Raw genomic sequence first — 21,524 nt, forward strand, 5'->3', positions numbered from 1 at the left:
ACTAAAATCTATTAGCCACCAAGATAGGCTTCTTTAACACGTGGATCAGAAAGCATAGCTTTTCCTTCACCGTGAAATAGGACTTTTCCTACTTCTAAAACATAAGCGTAATTAGCAATAGAAAGCGCTGCAAATGCATTTTGCTCAATAAGGAGAATAGTTTTACCCATATCATTAATTTTTCGAATAATCGAAAAAAGTTCTTGCACAAGAAGCGGCGCTAAACCGAGAGATGGTTCATCCAATATCACAGTCTCAGGATTACTCATAAGTGCACGTCCTACAGCCAACATTTGCTGTTCACCGCCTGACATTGTACCACTTAATTGTTTAGATCTTTCACGTAAACGCGGAAACATATCAAATACCCATTCAATATCGCGAGCAATACCAGCTTTATCATTACGAGCATAAGCTCCTAATTGTAAATTTTCTAGTACAGTAAAATAAGGTATAATGCGCCGCCCTTCAGGACTAAGCGCAATACCTAATCGTAAAATTTCTTCTGGCATTTTTTTGATAATAGATTGGCCTTTATAGATGATATCTCCATGAACTGATCGATTAAGCCCCATAATAGAGCGTGCAATACTGCTTTTTCCTGCTCCATTAGCACCAATTAAAGTTACTATACTTCCCTTTTTTATAGATATAGAGAGATCATAAACAGCTTGAATGTTACCATAATGAACATGAAGTTTTTTTATTTCAAGAATATTCATGTATATCTCCACCAAGATAAGCTTCAATAACCTTAGGCTCATTGCGAATTTCATTAGGTGTACCACCAGCTATACAACGACCATATTCCAGCACATAAATATGTTTGCAAAGCCCCATAACAACTTTCATATCATGTTCAATAAGTAAGATTGTAAGGTTAAATTTTTCTCTTATTTCTTCTATAAATTGTCTTAATTCTTCACTTTCTTGCGGATTCATACCAGCGGCAGGTTCATCAAGAAGGAGCAATTTGGGTTTTGTTGCTAAAGCGCGAGCAATTTCTAAACGCCGTTGTGCCCCATAGGGAAGAGTAATTGCCAGCTGGTTAGAAAGATGATCAAGTTCAAACCATTCAAGAAGTTTCATTGAGCTTTCGTAAAGCTCATTTTTTTCCTTAATAGCGCTTTGCAAAAATAAATTTGAAGCAAACCATGGCTGTTTTTGTCTCACGTGAGCACCAACCATGACATTTTGTAATACTGTTAATCCTGAAAAAAGTCGAATATTTTGAAATGTTCGCGCAATATGACGCTTACATATAATATGTGGTGAAAGTCCACAAATTTTTTCTCCATCAAAAAGAATTGTTCCACTAGTAGGTGCATAGAAACCAGAAATCATATTAAAAACAGTGGTCTTTCCTGCACCATTTGGACCAATTAATCCAGTGATTTTTCCCCGTTCAATTTCCATATTAACATTATTTACAGCAATCAACCCGTCAAAATTCATCATGAGATCATGGAGTGAAAGAATAGTGTTTTTCATGGTTTTTCCTTATTCAAAGTTTTTCTTTTTGCAAAAAAACAGTAAATTCCACTCCATGAAAATTCACGCTGACCTAATAATCCTTTTCTCCAAAATAAGATAATTGCCAGTAATAAAAGTGAAAAAATAACCATACGCAGACCTGGAATTCCTGGAATATATATGAAACCTAAATCTAACGAGCTTTCGATAACGCGAAACCATTCAAGCGATACTGTAATGATAATACTGCCTATAATACTACCTGTGATAGAACCAAGACCACCAGCAACGACAATCATCAAAATATTAAAAGTTAAAAGAAAACTAAACATTTTTGGATCTATAGATGAAATAAGTGCAGCCATCAATGCGCCCCCAATACCTGCAAAAAACGCACCGGTAGTAAAAGACGTGACACGGTAAAAATAAGCGTTGATTCCCATTGTGTTTGCAGCAATTTCATCATCACGAATAGCGCGTAATACATTGCCAGTATTACTCCGCAGCAAAAGAGTAATAAAGATGATTGTGAATGCTAACCAACCATAATTCCACCACAACGTAGCGCTTTGAGGTATTCCTTTAATTCCCAAAGCACCATTTGTAAAAGAAGTGGCATTGACAATAACAATGCGAATGATTTCCGCAAAACCTAATGTTGCAATTGCAAGATAATCACCACCAAGACGTAATACGGGAAGAGCAATCAATAATCCCACGACTGCTGCACACAAACCACTTACAATAACTGCTACAAAAAACGGTAATTGCATGTGGCGCAGCGGCTCAGCTATGGGATCAAGAATCCACATCATCTCTTTTTGTTCAGGAGAAAGAAGAAAAATTGCACATGTATAAGCACCAACAGCAATAAAACCAGCATGCCCAAGAGAAAGCATACCTGTAAATCCGTAGATTAAATTAAGTGAAATAGCTAATATGGCATTGATAGCAATAAGATTGACGATACGCAGCGTATAATCATTAAAATGACTTTCAGCGTAAAATAAAAAGCTTATAAATATGATAATGCTAACAAATGATAAAAAAAATTCAATTGACTTTGCCATCAAATTTTCTCCTGATTTTTTTTGCCCATTAAGCCATAAGGCATAAACAATAGGATAAGAATTAATAAAATGAAGGCGAAAGCATCTCTATATCCGGACAAAATAGGAAAGAAGGCAACTGTCATAATTTCAATAAATCCTAATAGTAATCCACCAAACATCGCTCCTGGAATTGACCCAATACCTCCAACAACGGCGGCTATAAATGCCTTTAGTCCAGGAAAAACACCCATATAAGGTTGAATTTGAGGATAACGCAAAGCCCACATAATTCCTGAAATAGCAGCTAATGCTGAACCTATAGCAAATGTGAATGCAATAATCTTATCGACTGAAACGCCCATTAAACGAGTAACCTCAATATTGTGAGAAATTGCACGCATGGCGAGACCAGGTTTTGTTTTATTAACAACCCATAATAACAAAACAACAAGAATAAATGAGACGATAGGAACAATAATCGACATGGGAACAATTCGAATTATACTATCTGGTGTTTGTCCAAAATGCCATTCGATTGGCGTTACAAAGAAACTTGGCTGTTTTACACTTTTAGGAGTGCCTCCAAAGAGTACGGTTGCTAAATTTTCAATAAGAAAAGAAACACCGATTCCACCAACAAGTGCTGAAACGCGTGGAGCATCACGCAGAGGCTTATAAGCAAAACGATCAACAGAAATTCCTACTGCACTTGTAATAAAAATTGAAAAACAAACAGCTAAAATCCAAATTGGTGTAAAATCTTGAGGAGCAATTTTAAAATAATAAATAAGCCCGAAAACAAGAATAAGGAAAGCACAAACCCAGTGAATTTTAGGGCGTTTTTTAAATCCTACAAATGTTGAATAATAAATGATGACAGCCAGTAACACAAGAAGAACAGCAACCCATGCAGGCATAAAGCTGACTGTAGAGAAAAAAACAAAATATGCACCTAGCATAAAAATATCGCCATGAGCAAAGTTAATTAGTCTTAGAATACCATAAACCATGGTATAACCAATCGCGATAAGCCCATAAAGCGATCCTAGTGCAAGTGCATTAAAAAAATACTGGATGAACATTTCAGTGCTCATCTCTTATCCTTCCGTATAATAATATATCAAGATAAAATGCTATGTTTTTGGTTTATTTAATTTTTATTATTTTCAAAGTACATAGCATACTTTTGTCTAGATGATTTATTTATTCAAAATATTTTCTAAATGTCAGACTCTACTTCACCTAAATAAACACGTTTGCCATCTTTTATTTGAATTACACCAACAGGCATTATAGGATTGTGATTTTCATCTATAGATATTTTACCAAAAGGCGTTGAAAAATCTTTTAGCTTTCCAAGTTCCCGTGTAATATCTTCGCGATTAGCATTACCTGCATTTTCAATGGCTTTCATAACCATCGTGTAAGCTACATAGCCAGCAACGGAATTCATATTCGTTTTTTTATTGGGATAAAACTTTTTCCATTCTTGGGTGAATTGCTTTGCAGCTTCCGACATATTTGGCATATTTTCATCGTAGGCGAGTGTTGTGTGTAAAAAACCTTCAGCCGCATTTCCAGCAATTGTGACAGTATCTGGGTTATCCATAGCATCGGCACCCATAATGCGGAATTTTGCTCCTAATTCGTGTGCTTGCTTTAAGATGATCGCACCTTCAGAAAAATAAGATGTTATAAATAAAATATCAGGTTTTTGAGCTATAATTTGCATGAGAGCAGCTGAAAAATCCTGATCTCCAGAATTATAGTTCAAATTTGCAACAATCTCACCGCCTAAATTTTTAAACGATTTACTAAAGTAATTTGCAATGCCAACCCCATAATCACTTGATATATCTTTCAATATAGCGGCCTTTTTTGCATTTAAAGTTTTAATTGCGTAAGTCGCAGCACTTATACCTTGATAAGAATCAGTAAAAGATGCACGGAAATAGTATTTTTTGCCTAACGTTATGAGTGGATTTGTTGCTGAAGATGCTACAATGGGAGTTTTTCCTTTCTCAGCAACTTCTCCTCCTGCCAATGATAATGAGGAGCCATAACTCCCAATGATAGCATTAACTTTATCATTAGAGATCAAACGCATGACTGCATTAGCTGCTTCTACTTTATCAGATTTATTATCAACAACAATGAGCTCAACTTTACGTCCTAATATTTCTGGAATTTTTTCATGTGCTAACCGTACACCTCCAAGTTCAAGTTCTCCTCCAAATGCGTATGGGCCTGTTAATGGAAGGTAAACACCAATTTTAATAGGTTCGTTAGCATAAACATTCGCTACAAGTGCCATCATTGTAGCCATTATAGTAAAAATCTTTCTCAATTTCATTGTGTACCTCCCTGATTAGTTGCAATTTTGCACCTTATCTTGAACTTTTTCATTATGCAAGTTCCATTCACGAAAATATCATTATGTAAAAAATCTTTTGTATCGCTCCTTTTAGGATACGTTGAGCATATGATCAAATGTTTTTGTAAAATGGATTGATACTAATATACAATAGGATGCGACAATATGGGGAAATCTTATCTTGGGGCTTGCGTGTTGATGTAGGAGCGATATTTACTTACGTTAAAGAATCAATATCGTAATTTATACCTAATAGGATCGCGTTTTATTATGACGAGTAAAGATGTGCTAAAAGATCATTTCATGTCTAAGGATGGTTTAGGTGCTTGTGGTGAAATTATTGAAATTAGTGGCGTCATTAAGTGGTTTGATGGTAGTAAAGGTTATGGATTTGTTCTGCCTGATTCTCCTGAGTTTCCCGATATATTGTTACATGTTACTGTAATGCGGAGAGATGGTTTTCAAACAGCTTTGGAAGGTGCTAAAATTATCTGTGCTGTAGAAAAAACTGATCGAGGATTGAAATGTGTTCAAGTGAAATCTATAGATTGCTCATCAGCTGTTCATCCATCAGAGATTCCGGCACGTACGCACGTCGTTGTTGCTCCTGAAAGTGGTTTAGAGCGAGCAATTGTTAAATGGTTTAATCGCGATAAAGGATTTGGTTTCCTTAGTAGAGGACAAGGAACAGAAGATATTTTTGTTCATATGGAGACGTTGCGTCGTTTTGGTTTAGCAGAGCTTCGTTCTGGTCAAGTTGTTCTTATTCGTTTTGGTAAAGGGGAAAAAGGTTTAATGACAGCGGAGATTTATCCAGACATAGGACTTCCATTTGCTACGCATTAAATTTTAAATTATCTTGTTTTGATCCTCTTTTAAAATTTTTGAGCTTTTTTGCCCCGCAGAACTAGAGAGTTTTTTTATGGTTAAATAAAATGTTAGAGCTCTTTAAAAAAGGAAGCATTATCCTGTTAGTGTTGTTTTTTACGATAATAGCTGGTGTAGCTGTGATAAAGAAGCCTATGAAAATCCCTATTCATCCAGTTCCTTTAGTGATAGAGACAAAGAAAGGTGTAATTTCATACCAAGTAGAGCTTGCGTTTACGTCATCTCAGTCAGAGGCTGGTTTAATGTATCGTACAGATTTTCCACGTGATCGAGCAATGCTTTTTAAAAATCAGGTAAGTAATCAGCAAGAAATTTTTATGTGGATGGCGAATACACCCTTGCCTTTAGATATGATTTTTTTAGACGCTGAGGGAATTATTGTTTCAGTTGTTGAAAACACTTCTCCATTTTCAATGGATATAATTTCATCAAAAGTGCCCGCAGTTTTTACTATTGAAGTTAATGCTGGTGAAGTTTCTGAAAAACAGATACAAAAGGGACAACGTGTTATTCATCCAGCTATTTGTGGTGCGTGTGAAAGTAATAAAAAGTGACAGCTGAGGACGTTCGTTTTTTTGAATATGATGGGTTACGCCTTGCTTATAGAGAAGAAGGGCAGGGTGCTCCTATTTTGTTGATTCATGGTTTTGGATCTTCTGCACGTATAAATTGGTGTGCAACAGGTTGGTTTAGAACTCTTACTGAAGCAGGATACCGTGTTATTGCTCTTGATAATCGTGGACATGGAGATTCAGATAAAAGTTATGATCCTGCTTTTTATACTCCTCAAGCTATGGCTGGCGATGCAGTTAAATTGCTGCAACATTTAAATTTATCTCAAGCTCATGTCATGGGATATTCTATGGGAGCTCGAATTAGTGCATTTATGGCTCTTTTGCATCCAACATATGTACACAGTGTTATTTTTGGTGGTTTAGGTATTGGTATGGTAACAGGGGCAGGAAATTGGGAACCTGTTGCGGAAGCTCTTTTAGCAGAGGATATTTCTACCATTACCAATCAGCGTGGTTTGATGTTTCGTAAATTTGCAGATCAAACTAAAAGTGATAAGCGCGCTCTTGCTGCTTGTATCATTACATCAAAACAGGAATTAACAGCATCTGAGGTTTACAAAATTAAACAACCTACACTTGTTGCAGTTGGTTCATTAGATGAAATTGGTGGTGCAGCAGAACCGTTAGTTGCTTTATTGCCCCATGGAGAATCACTATTAATTCCTAGACGGGATCATATGCTTGCTGTGGGAGATAAAGTCTATAAAAAAGGCGTTATCGATTTTCTTTCTCGTTATCCCATTATAAATAATTATTCATAGTTTTTAAAATTTTTAAAAGAATGTAATTCTTCTTTTTTTGAATTAAAATAAAAATTTATTTAAAATTTTAGCTGTTGTATGTAAATTTATATGAAAATATAAAGGAAAAAGCAGAGGGGATTTTAACGCGCTTATTTTGTATAGGAATAACTTTTTTTCATGTGTTAATTTATATTTAGCGTAGTGAAAGGAAGGGAGCTCTTTTCAATTATGCAATGGGGATTTTATAGTAAATAAAATAGCTATAATGATTAGCATGCGTTTATTTTATATAATTTATTTTGGATAAAATAACTTAAAATTATTGATATTTTACGTTTTATTAAAATATATTTTTGAACATAAAAACTTAAATTGAAAATACAGTTTTTAAAGATTTACAGTTTATTATTTATTTTTAATTTTAAGCAGTATATTTAAAAGTTTTCAACTTTTTAATAAAATACATTTAGTAAAATTTCGAAGGTACTTATGTTTTTAGTATAGATTATAAAAACAAAAATGTAGATTAAGCTTTTTTATCATCTTTATAGAATCATAAGAGCGCCTTATTTGCCAAGAAAGAATTAATTGATAATTTCAAAAAAACAGGAGAGCATAGTGAATGCTGATGAAATAAAAAAACTTGATAGTTATTTTAAAAATACATTCCAAAATTCAGCATTACAGGTACGAGAACGGCCTAAAAAAGATGATTCTTGTGAAGTCTATATTGGGAATGAGTTTTTGGGTATTATCTATCGAGATGAAGATGAAGATGAATTATCGTACAATTTTTCAATGGCTATATTAGACATCGATTTGGAAAAGTAAAAAATTATGAATTATTGAATGAAGTTTTTCTTCATTCAATAAACTTTATATAAGTTTTAGTTTTTTAAAACTTGTGTGACCATTACGCCCGATAATAAGATGATCATGAATAATAATTCCTAACGCGTTTGCTGCATCTTTTAATCTATATGTCATTGATATATCTGCTTGAGAAGGTGAAACGTCGCCAGAAGGGTGGTTGTGTATTAAAATAAGTCCTGATGCAGATAATTCTAAAGCTCGAGAAATTACTTCACGAGGATAAACAGGAGTGTGATCAATCGTTCCAGTTTGTTGTATTTCATCAGCAAGTAAGCCATTTTTCTTATCAAGAAATAAAACACGAAACTGTTCACGTGTTTCGTGAGCCATAACAGCTTTACAATAAGCTAAGACTTTATCCCATGATGAAAAAATATCACGTTTAAATAATTCGGCGCGAGCAAGACGTCCGGCAACATCTGAAATAATTTTTAAATCGATTGCAGTTGCTGGACCACATCCTTGAATTTCTTGAAGTCGGTGAATGTCAGCGCCCAACACGTCAGCTAATGAGCCAAAACGTTCTATCAAGCTTTTAGCTATTGGCTTTGTATTTATTCGAGGAATAGTACGAAAAAGTAATAATTCAAGATATTCATAATCTTCAATTCCATTTCCTTTTGTCTTTAAATAACGTTTGCGTAAACGTTCACGATGTCCTTGATGATGTTTATTTATTTGTAAATTTTTTTGAAGCTTTTTACTTTTTTGTTCTGATATTGAGCGCAGTGGGGAACTCGGTGTTAATGCAAAATGATTGCCTTGGTTTTCCCCCTTTTTATTTGATTTTTTAATCATGATATTTCTACATTTACTCAAGAATATGAACTTGGAATATAAAAAATGTTTTTAGGAGATTGAGTAAATATTTCATATCCTTCACTTGTTACACCAATTGTATGCTCATATTGTGCGGTCAAGGATCGGTCACGTGTAACAGCTGTCCAACCATCGGATAAAATTTTAACATGTGGTTTGCCAAGATTGACCATAGGTTCAATTGTAAACATCATACCTTTTTTAAGTTCTATACCTTCCCCTGGGTTTCCATAATGCAAGATATTTGGGATATCATGAAAAAGTTGACCGATTCCGTGTCCACAAAAATCTCTCACAATTGAACATCTTTCAGATTCAGCATAACGTTGAATTGCTGCACCAATGTCACCTGTTGTTGCTCCAGGTTTAACTACGGCAATTCCTCTCATAAGACTTTCATGTGTTACTTTTAGCAAGCGTTCCGCAGCGCGTCTGATTTTTCCAACAGGATACATGCGACTTGAATCTCCATGCCAACCATCAAGTATAAAAGTCACATCCACATTAACAATATCTCCTTCTTGTAAGGGTCTTTTATTGGGTATTCCATGACAAACAACGTGATTGATGGATGTACAACATGAATGAGTGTATCCATGATAATTTAAATCAGCCGGAAGAGCTCCTCGTTCGGCGCCAAAAATAAATACAAAATCATCAATTTCTTGAGTAGTAATACCAGGTTTAATAATATCTGTAAGTGCATCGAGGCATTCTGCAGCAATGCGACCAACTTCACGCATTTTAGAAAAAGCGTGGTCGTCAAAAATGCGGATTTTTCCATTAAGTTTTAAGGGGATTTTGTTATATTCAATATAATCAATCATTGTTTTTTCTATTTTCTATTTTTATTCGATGAATCGGAAAAATACCTTTTATACTTACGCGACACTTTACAGCATAAAATTTTACCCCCGATTTTAGTGCCAAATCAAATTGACGTCCATAAGTGTGATCTAAATCACGACAAACTGCAAAAGCTGTGCAATCTTCTCTTTGAATTATATAAAGCATAGCAGCACGTTTTCCTTGTTGCACAATTTTTATAAGTTCATCAAGATGGCGTGTACCGCGTTTTGTTTCAGTATCAGGAAACTCTGCTAATCCTTTTTGGCGAATATAATGAACATTTTTAACCTCTAGATAACAATCAGGAAGGGTGTCATCACGTAAAAGAAAGTCAATACGTGATTTTGTACCATAGCATTGTTCTTTCAAAATTGTTTTATAACCGCTTAATTCTGGCAATAATCCGTGTTGAATAGCTTCTAATGCAAGTTTGTTAGGCAAAATCGTATTGATGCCAACCAAGGTATTATCTGCTTCGACAATTTCTAATTGATATGGGTATTTTCGCTTAGAATTGTTGTTATAAGAAAGCCAAACATTGGAATTAGGTGTTGTTAATCCACGCATTGATCCTGTATTAGGAACTGAAACTGTGAAGATGCGCTGATCATCTTGTTTAACATCTGCAAGAAAGCGTTTATAACGACGGATAAGTTTTGCAGGAAAAAGTTCAGAAGTAAAGAGCATGTTTCTTTTTAAAGTGCGTGATATCATAATTCAACTTAAATTATGACCTGTAATAATTATAGCATGTTAAATGAAGCTGCATTGTTGTAAAAAACAATTATAGCAATTTATATAATTTGCTATTTTGATTTATCAGTGCAAAATGAAGGAAAATTGGCTTTAATTGGTTGGTAAAAGGTTATTTTGTGTTTCTAACATTGAATTCAAAAAAACAGCAATTAAGGGCGTAATTGATAAAATTAGGTAAAATTAATGGCTGGAACAAATAAAAATCGTAAAAATTTAATCAATGGTCCAATTATTATTTTAGTTGAGCCGCAGTTGCCAGAAAATATTGGTATGGTAGCGAGAGCAATGGCAAATTTTGGACTCTCTAAGCTTCGGTTAGTCAGACCGCGAGAAGCATTTCCAAATGAAAAAGCTAGAGCTGCAGCTAGTAAAGCAGATCATGTAATTGATGATGCAATGATTTTTGATACGTTGCATGATGCGGTTGCAGATTTACACTATGTTTTTGCTACAACGGCACGTGAAAGATGTGGTTTTAAAACTGTAAAAAGTGCTGTTGAAGCAGCAAGTATATTACGTCAACGTGAAAACATTGGACAGAAAACAGGTATTTTATTCGGAAGAGAAAGGTGGGGGTTAAAAAATGATGAAATTAGCCTTGCTGATGAAATTATTACTTTTCCAGTTAATCCTGCTTTTGCGTCACTCAATATTGCGCAAGCAGTTCTCCTTATGTCTTATGAATGGATGAAGTCAGGTTTAGACAATATAAGTGATACGGCTTTTCGTGCAGTAGAGATGCAACCAGCTAATAAAGCAACGTTTTATGGTTTTTTATCTCAATTAGAAGATGCTTTGGATATTCGTGGGTATTTTAGACCCCAAGAACGCAAAGAGGTGATGATTGCGAATATGCGCTCGGTTTTTACACGCGCTAATTTTAGCGAATCTGAGGTTTGTTTACTACGCGGGATTATATCTTCATTAGATCATTTTTCGCCTAAGTTTCCACGAGGAAGCGGGGCACCAGCAGATCGTGATCGCAAAAAAAGAAAAATAAGTGTAAATATTGATGTTTGAGCGGCCTATTCTTTTTTTTGATAGCGGAATCGGTGGTTTAACGGTTTTCCGGGAAATGCGCATTCTTATTCCTGAAGCACAATTTATTTATGTTGCTGATGATGCAGCATTTCCTTATGGAAATTGGGAAGAAAATTCTCTGGCAAATCGCATTTTTAAGATTTTTACAAATCTTTTAACACGTTACAATCCTGCTTTATGTGTGATTGCTTGTAATACCGTTTCCACATTGATGATAGCAGATTTACGACAAAAATTCCCATATACTCTTTTTGTTGGAACTGTTCCTGCAATTAAATCAGCAGCGAAGCAAACAAAATCTGGTATTATTTCAGTGCTAGCGACTCCAGGAACAGTTAAACGTGCGTATACGCATGAATTAATTAATTCTTTTGCTGGACAATGTCACGTTCAGCTTGTTGGAAGCAAAAAACTTGCTGAATTTGCTGAAGATTATTTACGTGGTAAATCTATTAATTCTGAAAAATTACGTCACGAAATTTTGCCATGCTTTGTTAAGAAAAATAATCAATATACTGATATTATTGTTTTAGCTTGCACACATTACCCTTTTTTAATTAATTTATTTCGTGAGCAAGCCTTATGGCCCGTTAAATGGATTGATCCAGCAAAGGCTATCGCTAAACATGCAAGATCTTTATTGCCGGAAAGAATGCATCACAAAAACATAAAAAAGCATAAAAATTTTGCATTATTTACATCGCAAAATGTAACTTACTCAACGGAGGCTTTGCTAAAAGAGTTTGGCTTAGATATAGTGAAAAGTGTTGACTTTGAAATATAAAGTGAATAGAGCTGTTTTAGATTTTTCTTTCGAGAAAATGTCATTAATTGACGTGTCCCGTGGATGCTTTGTAAAGCTGTGCGTTCGAGCATCCTGTCAGTCTTCAAGTTGAAGGCAGAGGAGGGCGCGTTTCCTTGGTCTTTAGTTGTGGGATTTTTTATTTTATTTTAGAGGAAATGCGGTATGAGTAAACGCGAAACAACGAAGTATAAAATTGATCGTCGTATGGGAGAAAATATTTGGGGTCGCCCGAAGTCTCCTGTTAATCGCCGTGATTATGGCCCAGGCCAGCATGGTCAACGCCGGAAAGGAAAGCTTTCTGATTATGGTGTACAATTGCGTGCTAAACAAAAATTAAAAGGATTTTACGGTGATATTTCAGAAAAACAGTTCCGTAGAATTTATCAAGAGGCTGCTCGTCGGCACGGCGATACTGGTGAGAACTTTATTGGACTTCTAGAGTCGCGTTTGGATGCTATTGTTTATCGTGCAAAATTTGTGCCAACAATTTTTGCTTCTCGCCAATTTATTAATCATGGTCATGTGAGTGTAAATGGTCGACGCACAAATATTCAATCATATCGCTGCAAACCGGGTGATGTTATTGAAGTTCGTGAAAAATCAAAAAAGCTTGTTTTAGTTTTAGAATCTGTACAATTGGTAGAACGTGATGTGCCTGAATATATTGAAGTGGATCATGATAAGATGAAGGCAACATTTACTCGTGTTCCTGCTTTTACAGATGTACCTTATGCTGTACAAATGGAGCCAAATCTGGTTGTTGAATTTTATTCTCGTTAAGTGTTATGGAGAGAGTATTACTCTCTCTACTTTGTTGTATGTTTAAAAATATTATTTTTTATATCCGTTGAATCTACAAATGATTTTTGTGAGTGGTGCGTATTAATTTATTTTTGTTTTTATGCATTATGATTTATTGTAGTCTTATTTAATTTTGTGGTTTAAATAAATATCACTTTATGCTGCTTTATACCTGCTATGAGTTCATATACTTTACAGGAAAAGTTATTATATTGTGAAAGTTTAAATTTATTATATCATGGAAAACTCTTCAGCCAAATATCAAAAAATGGAAGAGAATATAGATAAATCTGTTTCTTTTGCAGTAGAAGTTGATGATTGTCATCCAATGTTTCGGATTGCACCTTCTACTGTTGAATTTAATAAGTTGCGTAAACGGCTTTTGCGCAATGTACGGCAAGCGTTTGATGATTTTTCTATGCTTTCTTCAGGAAAAAAATGGCTTGTTGCTTTATCAGGTGGAAAGGATTCTTATGGTTTACTTGCGCTTCTTTTAGATTTAAAGTGGCGTGGTCTTTTACCTGTTGAAATTTTGGCCTGTAACCTTGATCAAGGGCAACCAGGATTTCCAAGGCATATTCTTCCAGATTTTTTAAGCTCTTACCAAATTCCATATCGTATTGAATATCAGGATACTTATTCAATTGTTACGGATAAATTGACACATACGCAAACATATTGTTCGCTTTGTTCTCGATTGCGACGCGGTAATCTATATCGTGTCGCACGTGAAGAGGGGTGTTCTGCGTTAGTTCTTGGGCATCATCGTGATGATGTCTTAGAAACGTTTTTCATGAATTTGTTTCATGGTGGCCGATTAGCAGCTATGCCTGGCAAGCTTATAAATGATGAGGGAGATCTTTTTGTTTTACGCCCTCTTGTTTATGCTGCTGAGGAAGATATGGAAAAATTTTCTCAAGCAATGCAGTTTCCTATTATTCCTTGTAACCTTTGCGGTAGTCAAGATGGCTTGCAACGTAATGCCATGAAAGAAATGCTAAAAGATATAGAAAAAAAAATGCTAGGACGTAAGGATACTATGATTCGTGCTTTAACAAATGTGCGTCCAAGTCATTTACTTGATACAAAAATTTTTGATTTCAAAAATTTTATATAGATTATGAGACGTTAATAAAATAGTTTCAGTCCTTTTTATAGCTTCAAATTGTAATATTATAAATATTCATTTAGTAATAATAAATTTGCCTATCTGTAATGGTTATTATGATAATATATTGCAATATTATGTGCTTTTAAAACGTTATGTTAATTAAAGCTTATAGAAATTTATAATGATTTTCATTGATAGAGCTTTTTATCTTTTAAATAAGTAAAATTTTTATTTTGCTATAAAGAGTGAGATTGATTTTATTTTATTTTTTTCAGAAATACTTTTTATTGTAAACAATTTATGATAAATTTTTATGTTTTTTTATATTAAAAATTAAAGATCAAAATATTTAATTTTATGAAATGATAATAACTTTTTACTTTTGTTTGTAATAATTTTTTGAATTCGTAAAGAATTATTTATAAAATGTGAAATAAGATTATTATATAAAGCAGAGATAATATTAATATAAAATCTATATCACTTAGATTAGCTTTAAATAAATCTTTATAATAAATTTAAAAAATTGTTTTGTTTTCTAAAATAGAGCTATGTGCTTTGTAATTTTTATCATAAAGATATCAATGAAAAGATACTTTTTCAATCAGTGTAATGATTCTTAATTAAGTGTATATTTAGAATCATTTCTTTATTTTATATCTTTATCAATAATGTTTTTCGATATCGTTTAAGTTATATAACTTCTAATTCATGGAGTGGTGATTATTCGGTATATGACCACTGTAAATTATAGAAATTACGCTAGTATCTTATTTGGTAATAAGAAAAAGATTCTTAAAGATATAAAAGTTGTGGTATTTTGTGCTATAAAAATAATAACGTAAATGTTTCTTTACAATTAAGTTTTTTCTTATTTATGGACTGTAATAAAGAACTGTATATGTTATTTGTCCATTCTTTTGCTTCAATAATTTTAAACTGTTTGCTATTTATCTTTCAAAGATTTAAAATACTTTTTGATTAAGATATTGTTTTTACTAAAATTTTAAAAGAAAAAAATTGTGTATGCAATAATGCAAAAAGGAGAAAGATTAAAAAAAAATATTGATAACTAAAATAAACAATAATATTTTTCTTAAAAGGTGTTGACCAAATGAAAAGTCGACCGTATGTTCCGTTTACTTTCTACAAGTAAGGTGGCTTGTTTGGGAGCGCGTAGCTCAGCTGGTAGAGCAACTGACTTTTAATCAGTAGGTCCAGGGTTCGAATCCCTGCGCGCTCACCACATTTAAATAAAGATGATAAAAAGGCACTATGAATTTTGAATCTTCAACTCCAGATAATCTATTTATTGAAATTTCTAATGTAGTTTCTGTTCATCTTAAATGTGCTTTTGTTGTAAGATTTTATCAGGAAGAGTAATTTGCTACTACCAATGAAAAAAATCTCTTAGTGAGGATTGAGAGATAGGCAATAAACAGAGATAAATATTCGAAAAGAACAAAAACTTTCGTTCCCGAAAAGTTTAAAGTGATTAAAGGTTTTAAGTAATCAAAAAATCTTACCAAAAGACTTAAAATTTTAAGTTAACTATTAATTAAAATGATATTTGCAGAAAATTAAAAATATTTTTATCAGTCTAAATTTAGAAGCATTGTATCTTAATTAAGTATTGCGTAACACTGTAAATAACTACGGTAAAAGTAAGCTGAGTGTTTGACAGAACGAAAATTTTTAAAGCTATATCAGTTTCAATCTAAACGCGTTAAAAGAGATATTTACGTTAAAACAAAAGTAATAGCAAAATTCTTTGAATCGGATCCTGTTGATTCAGGAACATTATTGCCGCTTGAATTTTTAAAGGTGAAAGAAATAAAGTATAGCGGGTTTACACGATGTCTCTAGAAAAAATTCTACTCTACAGTTTTATAAAAAAAGCAGGTGTTAATTAAGTTAAGAATGGGGGAGAATATATTTTAAATAACTAAAAGATGATCAATTCTTTATTGCAAAATGAGAGAGACAGTGCAGAAATCACATCTAAGCAAGAAATTGTAAGTTCCATTGAATAACATGCCAATAAGATGAGCTTCAGATACACTTTGCTTATCAGGAATGTGATGCCAATAAAAAGGCTAGGCAATGTTCTTAATTTACACTTATACTTTATATACTGTCGATTTGTTATCGATTATGTGTTTGCTCTTCTTCGAGAAAATTTCAGAAAAATTTTTGTAAAAAACACTTTTCAGCGGTTGGTTATTGTTGTGGGGTAGGCGAGTGCAACTATCGTTAGCGATAAAATTTTAAAATTGACTGTATATTATAAACATAACTATTTGATAAATAATGATTTTAATGTGTACTACGTATGTACACTGTGTAGTAATTTATGTGCATGCTATACACAATATATAATTATTTTAATAAAAGTGATATCCGTCATTTGATAGTGTCGCAAGAGTATATCTGTTATAGATATCAAAGTTTTAACAAATATTTTAAATTGATAGCGAATAGATTACCAAAACAATTTTTTCTCTGCACATTCAATACTTTGACTAGTTATATTCTTGTTGTGTACAATGATTTTATTGAATGTAGTTATGCTACACGATACTTTTTTAAGGAAAAATTTGATGATGAACTATCGACCACGTTTTTTAGCACTCGGCGCTTTTAAAAAAGATTATTAATAAACACCTAATCAGTAAGAATTTATCATGAACATTCTTATAAAATTCAAAGAAAGCACTTATCAATAACGCAACAATTTAGCAAAATGCATCTAGTCGTAAGATTGCGAATCTGTGCGATAAAAAGTATGGCCATGTTATGCATGGCATCAAGAAAATGCTTGAGTAATTATTAAGTCAATTCTTAATTTTGCCATATTTTCTACACTAAAAAAAGTCAATTATCACTATTTATATAAGTATATAATTTACTTATCCACAGTTTATATTATTATATTGTATCTTATTAAGATATTGATTTTTTTATATTTTATGTACTTTAATATTTAGCTAGATAGCATTTATTTTCTATGATGTATAATAAAAAAGTTTTAAAAAAGGTTAAAATTGTATTAATCTTTTGGTGGAAAGCGAATTTTAAGCATACCTTAAATGTTTAAGAAAAATAGTTTAATGTTTAAGGGAAATATTTTGCGAGTATAATTTTTTTACGTGTAAAGATACGATTCGCTTTTATAGTGAAGTCAATAAAAATAAGCCGAGTTACAAATGCTTAACGGTAAAAGAAATATTATCCCTATTATTAAGTTAGTTTTCAAATTTGCTTCTGTAGTGGCTGTTTCCCAGTTATTAGTATCTTGCAGCACAAGTAAAATAGCACTATTAGCAGTAAAAGATTCTGAACATAATAAAAGAACTGGTACAAAAAGCGCCTCTTTGCCTAAAAAAGTTTCAAATGAGCAAATTAAATCGAAAAAAAAGAGTAATGGACGTGCTGTTGTTGGCAGGCCTTACCAAATAAAAGGAAAGTGGTATTATCCTAAAGATGATCCGGCTTATAAGCGGGTTGGGCAAGCTTCATGGTATGGTTCATACTTTCATGGACGCTTAACTGCAAATGGTGAAGTTTATGATATGAATCTCTTGACTGCTGCTCACCCAACGATGCCTTTGCCTAGCTATGCTCGTGTTACTAACCTAGAAAATGGATCTTCTCTCATTGTTAGAGTAAATGATCGTGGTCCATTTATGAAAGATAGAATCATTGATTTATCAAAACAAGCTGCGATGGTACTTGGTTATGCTAATGCAGGAATAGCAAATGTTAAAGTAGAATATGTTTCTAAAGCCCCCGTTGATTATTATGATGGCGCTTATTTAATGGCTTCTTATACGTTTGGGAATCATTCTTCACCTTTATTGACATTGGCGGATATTTCAGGAAAGAGAGAAGACGTCATGTTAGGAAAGTTAAATTTGAATAGTCAAAGAAAATTAATCAAATCTGCGATTGAACAGAAACACTTGAGTAAAATTGCTTCAATAAAATTGCCAGAAATTGGTCCTATTTTGATTAATAAGCCTACCTCATTCAATCAGGTAGCTTTTGTAAATAAATAAAATAATAACAGATTGGTTTTAATGAATTTAAGTAATAATATGTTAGTTTTTTATCATATACATTTTAAAATCATAGATAATAAAAGTGATTTATTATCTGATTAAACTCTCGTTTTAAAAATGAGATTGGATATTGTTTATCAGAGCGATATTGTTTGAAATTTAAAAATTTATTGTGTTTTTAATGTATTTTTGAACTTTATTTAGATAAAAAATAAAGAAAAGTGCATTTTGTTATTTTATCTTTATGGCAAATAAAATAAGAATTTATTTTAAATTTACAGACGACTCTTAGTTTGCAAAAAACGAACAACTCTTTTCTTGCACAAGAAGATTCTTTATGCTGATTCTTTAGATATGGGAGGATTAGCTATGCATATGACATTAAAAATTTTGTTTCTTTTATTTTTGATGTTGATATTGTCCGAGCAGGGGAAAGCGCAAAGTTTTCAGATTTCTGCATCGCAATTATTATTACTAGATGATAATACAGGTACAATTCTTTGTGAAAAAAATAGTGATGTTGCTTTTTTTCCTGCGTCATTAGTAAAATTAATGACAGCTGAGGTTGTATTTCATCAATTAAAGGAAGGGGTATTAAATAGCGTACAAACATTCAAAGTGAGTGAAAATGCTTGGCGCAAAGGTGGAGCTCCTTCGGGTACAACCACTATGTTTGCAAAAGTGAAAACAGAAATTAATATTTCTGATCTTTTGCATGGTTTAATTGTTGCCAATGGAAATGATGCAGCTATTATTTTAGCTGAAGGGATAGCGGGAAGTGAGGCTGATTTCGCAAAATTGATGAATCAGCGAGGCAAGGTGCTTGGATTGTCGCATAGTCATTTTGTTAATGCGACAGGACTTCCTGAAGAAGGGCAGTTTGTAACATTGCGCGACATGATAGCACTAGTACGTCATATTGTTCATGAACATTCTGATTATTATTCGCTTTACAGTGAACCTAATTTTACTTGGAGTAAAATTTTTCAGCGTAATAAAAATCCTCTTATCGCTAAAAAAATTGGTGTAGAAGGCTTTGGCTTTGGTTATAGCGAAGAAGAAGGATTTTCAATGGTTGTTTCCGTCTATAAAAATCATCGACGTCTTTTTTTAGCAATAAATGGCTTGCAAGATAGTAAAGAACGTACAAAAGAAGTAGAACGTATTCTTCAATGGGGAATGACAGCTTTTGATCTTAAAACAATTTTTACAAAAGAAGAGGTGGTTGGTCGCGCTTCTGTTTATGGTGGATCGCACAATTTTGTCCCATTGATTGTTAAGGAGCCGATAAGTTTTATGCTTTCGAATGAAAAAGAAGTTAACGTTAAAGCAAGAATTAAATATCATGGTCCATTGAAAGCTCCTATTGTTTTAGGGCAATCTGTCGGTGTTATTCAGATTTTAGAAAATGACAGGATTTTTTTTGAAAAGCCGGTTTTTGCTGGCGTTAATATTCAAGAAGGAAGCTTCTTTTCGAAAGTAAAAGATGCATTGTATGAAGTGACAATTGGATGGTTGCGAAAATATTTATAGTACATACTAAATAAGGTTAAGGTTCATTCGTGTCAGGATTTTTTATTACATTTGAAGGAGGAGAGGGAGTAGGGAAAACGACACAAATTTCTTTGCTTAGTCAATATCTCAATAGTAAAGGTCATGATGTTATTACGACACGGGAACCTGGAGGAACAGTAGGTGCAGAAGTAATACGCCATGTTTTATTAACGGGTCAAGTACACCATTACGGATCTTTAATTGAGGCAGCTTTATTGACTGCAGCACGTGCTGACCATGTTACCGAAGTTATTGCTCCTTCTTTACAAAAAGGTAAAATCGTTTTATGTGATCGCTTTATTGATTCTACACGTGTTTATCAAGGGCTCAATGGTAGAGTAGACCCTCGCACTCTTTCAGTTTTAGAAAGTATTGCTATAGATGGTATAATGCCTAATTTAACATTTTTGCTAGATATGCCAGCAATATGCGGTATAAAACGTGCAAATTTACGAAGAAAAAAAACAGAGACAATTGATTGTTTTGAAAAAGATGGATTAAAGATTCAAGAACAAAGACGTCAGGCTTTTCTTCAATTGGCAAAGCAAGAACCGCATCGATTTTGTGTAATTGATGCAACAAACACAGTGGAAGTTATTGCACATAAAATAAAAGATGTTTGTCATCAGATAATTGTGGATCATTTTTTATGAATGATATAAACTGTTTACGTCAATATGATGATATCGATACAATTTTGTCGTCGTCACAAAATAATCTTATTTTCGGCCATGAGAATGTTCGTCATCTTTTAATGCAAATGCGCGAAAAAGAGCGTTTACATCATGCATTATTATTTGAAGGAGAGTATGGGATTGGAAAAGCCACGTTAGCGTTTCATTTTGCTTGGAATATTTTAAGTTCTCAAAAGAATTATTTTTTACAACCAGAGCCTAACTCAATTATATGGCGCCAAATTACACAAGGAAGTCATCCAAATTTTTTATATATTTCACGTCGCTTTGATTTGAAAACACAAAAGTTTAAAGCAGGCATATCCGTTGATGATATTCGCGATGTCATTCATTTTTTAAACCAAACAGCGCAAGATAGTGGATGGCGCATTGTTATTATTGATTCTGCTGATGATATGAATAGAAGCGCTGCCAACGCAATTCTTAAAACGCTTGAAGAACCTCCAGCAAAGACTTTGTTTATTATTATTACGCATTTTTCGGGAAAATTGTTTCCGACAATTCGCTCACGGTGCCAACAGATTTCTTTCCAATCATTGCACAAAAGTGAAATGAAGCAAGTCATTACACATGTTTTTTCTAATAAAAACATCATTGATGAAGAAACAGTTGAAATGATTATTCAAAAATCCAAAGGGAATCCTCGAAAAGCCGCTTTACTTATTTGTCATGGTGGACTTGAAATTATTAAAACTATCAATTTGTTCTTAGAGAAACCTGTATATGACGTAACTATTGCACACACTCTTGCCCAAACATTATCCTCTTCTTCTTTAGTAACCCAATTTCAACAATTTTGTGATGAAATTCTTGATAAAATTAGAAAAAGAGCTATCACGTTTGCTGAAATAGGAAATCTTACTTTTTCAAAAAATTGCGCGCAAGCATGGAAAGAAATTCATCAAGAAGTAGGGGAAATACAGTCGTTTAATCTTGATAAAAAGCAATTCGTTATCAATTTGCTTTTTAAAGTACATAAGATCTTTCAAGAAAGTAAGCTTTTTCCGTGACAATATGATTAACAGTCGTTATGTCATTATATCTTCTATTGCGT

General features: G+C 33.1%; 20 protein-coding genes and 1 tRNA gene. 13 read left to right on the plus strand and 8 right to left on the minus strand.

Annotated elements, in window-relative coordinates; all coding sequences use genetic code 11:
* Window positions 1-11 precede the first annotated feature (11 nt).
* The 5 genes from V4B18_RS05005 to V4B18_RS05025 all read right to left on the minus strand — a co-directional run bounded on the left by V4B18_RS05005 (window position 12) and on the right by V4B18_RS05025 (window position 4,878).
* Window positions 12-722 carry an ABC transporter ATP-binding protein gene (locus tag V4B18_RS05005; protein ID WP_455475374.1) on the minus strand — a complete coding sequence of 237 codons (711 nt, stop codon included), beginning with the start codon at window positions 720-722 and terminating at the stop codon, window positions 12-14.
* Window positions 709-1,491, minus strand: a complete 783-nt coding sequence (locus V4B18_RS05010) for an ABC transporter ATP-binding protein (RefSeq protein WP_455475375.1) — start codon at window positions 1,489-1,491, stop codon at window positions 709-711. Before V4B18_RS05010 ends, V4B18_RS05005 begins: the two co-directional genes overlap by 14 nt.
* Window positions 1,488-2,543 (minus strand): branched-chain amino acid ABC transporter permease, encoded by a 1,056-nt coding sequence (locus V4B18_RS05015; protein ID WP_455475376.1) that lies wholly within the window; start codon window positions 2,541-2,543, stop codon window positions 1,488-1,490. Before V4B18_RS05015 ends, V4B18_RS05010 begins: the two co-directional genes overlap by 4 nt.
* Window positions 2,543-3,619: a branched-chain amino acid ABC transporter permease gene (locus V4B18_RS05020; protein ID WP_455475377.1), complete on the minus strand. Its 1,077-nt coding sequence runs from the start codon at window positions 3,617-3,619 to the stop codon at window positions 2,543-2,545. Before V4B18_RS05020 ends, V4B18_RS05015 begins: the two co-directional genes overlap by 1 nt.
* 125 nt (window positions 3,620-3,744) lie before the next feature.
* Complete coding sequence (locus V4B18_RS05025; protein ID WP_455475378.1) at window positions 3,745-4,878, minus strand: ABC transporter substrate-binding protein; 1,134 nt, start codon at window positions 4,876-4,878, stop codon at window positions 3,745-3,747.
* Window positions 4,879-5,169: 291 nt separating this feature from the next.
* On the opposite strand from V4B18_RS05025, the gene V4B18_RS05030 reads away from it, so the two are divergent.
* The 4 genes from V4B18_RS05030 to V4B18_RS05045 all read left to right on the plus strand — a co-directional run bounded on the left by V4B18_RS05030 (window position 5,170) and on the right by V4B18_RS05045 (window position 7,936).
* Complete coding sequence (locus tag V4B18_RS05030) at window positions 5,170-5,745, plus strand: cold-shock protein (protein WP_455475379.1); 576 nt, start codon at window positions 5,170-5,172, stop codon at window positions 5,743-5,745.
* 89 nt (window positions 5,746-5,834) lie between these two features.
* Window positions 5,835-6,341: a DUF192 domain-containing protein gene (locus V4B18_RS05035; RefSeq protein WP_455475380.1), complete on the plus strand. Its 507-nt coding sequence runs from the start codon at window positions 5,835-5,837 to the stop codon at window positions 6,339-6,341.
* Window positions 6,338-7,123 (plus strand): alpha/beta fold hydrolase, encoded by a 786-nt coding sequence (locus V4B18_RS05040; protein ID WP_455475381.1) that lies wholly within the window; start codon window positions 6,338-6,340, stop codon window positions 7,121-7,123. The genes V4B18_RS05035 and V4B18_RS05040 overlap by 4 nt, the downstream gene beginning before the upstream one ends.
* 600 nt (window positions 7,124-7,723) lie before the next feature.
* Window positions 7,724-7,936, plus strand: a complete 213-nt coding sequence (locus tag V4B18_RS05045) for a DUF3126 family protein (protein WP_455475382.1) — start codon at window positions 7,724-7,726, stop codon at window positions 7,934-7,936.
* 45 nt (window positions 7,937-7,981) lie between these two features.
* Here the strand turns inward: V4B18_RS05045 and radC are convergent, their stop codons facing one another.
* From radC to sfsA, 3 genes are read right to left on the minus strand one after another with little or no spacing between them, the layout of a single operon-like run.
* On the minus strand, window positions 7,982-8,776 hold the full coding sequence (gene radC / locus V4B18_RS05050; RefSeq protein ID WP_455475383.1) for a RadC family protein: 795 nt from the start codon (window positions 8,774-8,776) through the stop codon (window positions 7,982-7,984).
* 17 nt (window positions 8,777-8,793) lie between these two features.
* Complete coding sequence (gene map / locus V4B18_RS05055; protein ID WP_455475384.1) at window positions 8,794-9,624, minus strand: type I methionyl aminopeptidase; 831 nt, start codon at window positions 9,622-9,624, stop codon at window positions 8,794-8,796.
* Window positions 9,617-10,333, minus strand: a complete 717-nt coding sequence (sfsA, locus tag V4B18_RS05060) for a DNA/RNA nuclease SfsA (RefSeq protein ID WP_455475385.1) — start codon at window positions 10,331-10,333, stop codon at window positions 9,617-9,619. The genes map and sfsA overlap by 8 nt, the downstream gene beginning before the upstream one ends.
* Window positions 10,334-10,585: 252 nt before the next feature.
* On the opposite strand from sfsA, the gene V4B18_RS05065 reads away from it, so the two are divergent.
* The 9 genes from V4B18_RS05065 to V4B18_RS05105 all read left to right on the plus strand — a co-directional run bounded on the left by V4B18_RS05065 (window position 10,586) and on the right by V4B18_RS05105 (window position 21,480).
* Window positions 10,586-11,422, plus strand: coding sequence for an RNA methyltransferase (locus V4B18_RS05065; RefSeq protein ID WP_455475386.1), 837 nt, complete (start codon window positions 10,586-10,588; stop codon window positions 11,420-11,422).
* Window positions 11,415-12,227, plus strand: a complete 813-nt coding sequence (gene murI / locus V4B18_RS05070) for a glutamate racemase (protein WP_455475387.1) — start codon at window positions 11,415-11,417, stop codon at window positions 12,225-12,227. Before V4B18_RS05065 ends, murI begins: the two co-directional genes overlap by 8 nt.
* Before the next feature lie 183 nt (window positions 12,228-12,410).
* On the plus strand, window positions 12,411-13,028 hold the full coding sequence (gene rpsD / locus V4B18_RS05075; protein WP_455475388.1) for a 30S ribosomal protein S4: 618 nt from the start codon (window positions 12,411-12,413) through the stop codon (window positions 13,026-13,028).
* A 259-nt stretch (window positions 13,029-13,287) separates the two neighbouring features.
* Complete coding sequence (ttcA, locus tag V4B18_RS05080; RefSeq protein WP_455475389.1) at window positions 13,288-14,166, plus strand: tRNA 2-thiocytidine(32) synthetase TtcA; 879 nt, start codon at window positions 13,288-13,290, stop codon at window positions 14,164-14,166.
* Between the two features lie 1,164 nt (window positions 14,167-15,330).
* Window positions 15,331-15,406: transfer RNA gene (locus tag V4B18_RS05085), tRNA-Lys, on the plus strand.
* A 1,960-nt stretch (window positions 15,407-17,366) separates the two neighbouring features.
* The gene (locus V4B18_RS05090; protein ID WP_455475390.1) at window positions 17,367-18,218 is read left to right on the plus strand and encodes a septal ring lytic transglycosylase RlpA family protein; all 852 of its coding nucleotides are present in this window, start codon (window positions 17,367-17,369) and stop codon (window positions 18,216-18,218) included.
* 372 nt (window positions 18,219-18,590) lie between these two features.
* Window positions 18,591-19,754: a D-alanyl-D-alanine carboxypeptidase family protein gene (locus tag V4B18_RS05095; RefSeq protein ID WP_455475391.1), complete on the plus strand. Its 1,164-nt coding sequence runs from the start codon at window positions 18,591-18,593 to the stop codon at window positions 19,752-19,754.
* A 29-nt stretch (window positions 19,755-19,783) separates the two neighbouring features.
* Window positions 19,784-20,428: a dTMP kinase gene (gene tmk, locus V4B18_RS05100; RefSeq protein ID WP_455475392.1), complete on the plus strand. Its 645-nt coding sequence runs from the start codon at window positions 19,784-19,786 to the stop codon at window positions 20,426-20,428.
* Window positions 20,425-21,480 (plus strand): DNA polymerase III subunit delta', encoded by a 1,056-nt coding sequence (locus tag V4B18_RS05105; RefSeq protein ID WP_455475393.1) that lies wholly within the window; start codon window positions 20,425-20,427, stop codon window positions 21,478-21,480. Before tmk ends, V4B18_RS05105 begins: the two co-directional genes overlap by 4 nt.
* Window positions 21,481-21,524: the final 44 nt, after the last annotated feature.

The sequence above is a fragment of the Bartonella sp. B17 genome (genome assembly GCF_053795755.1).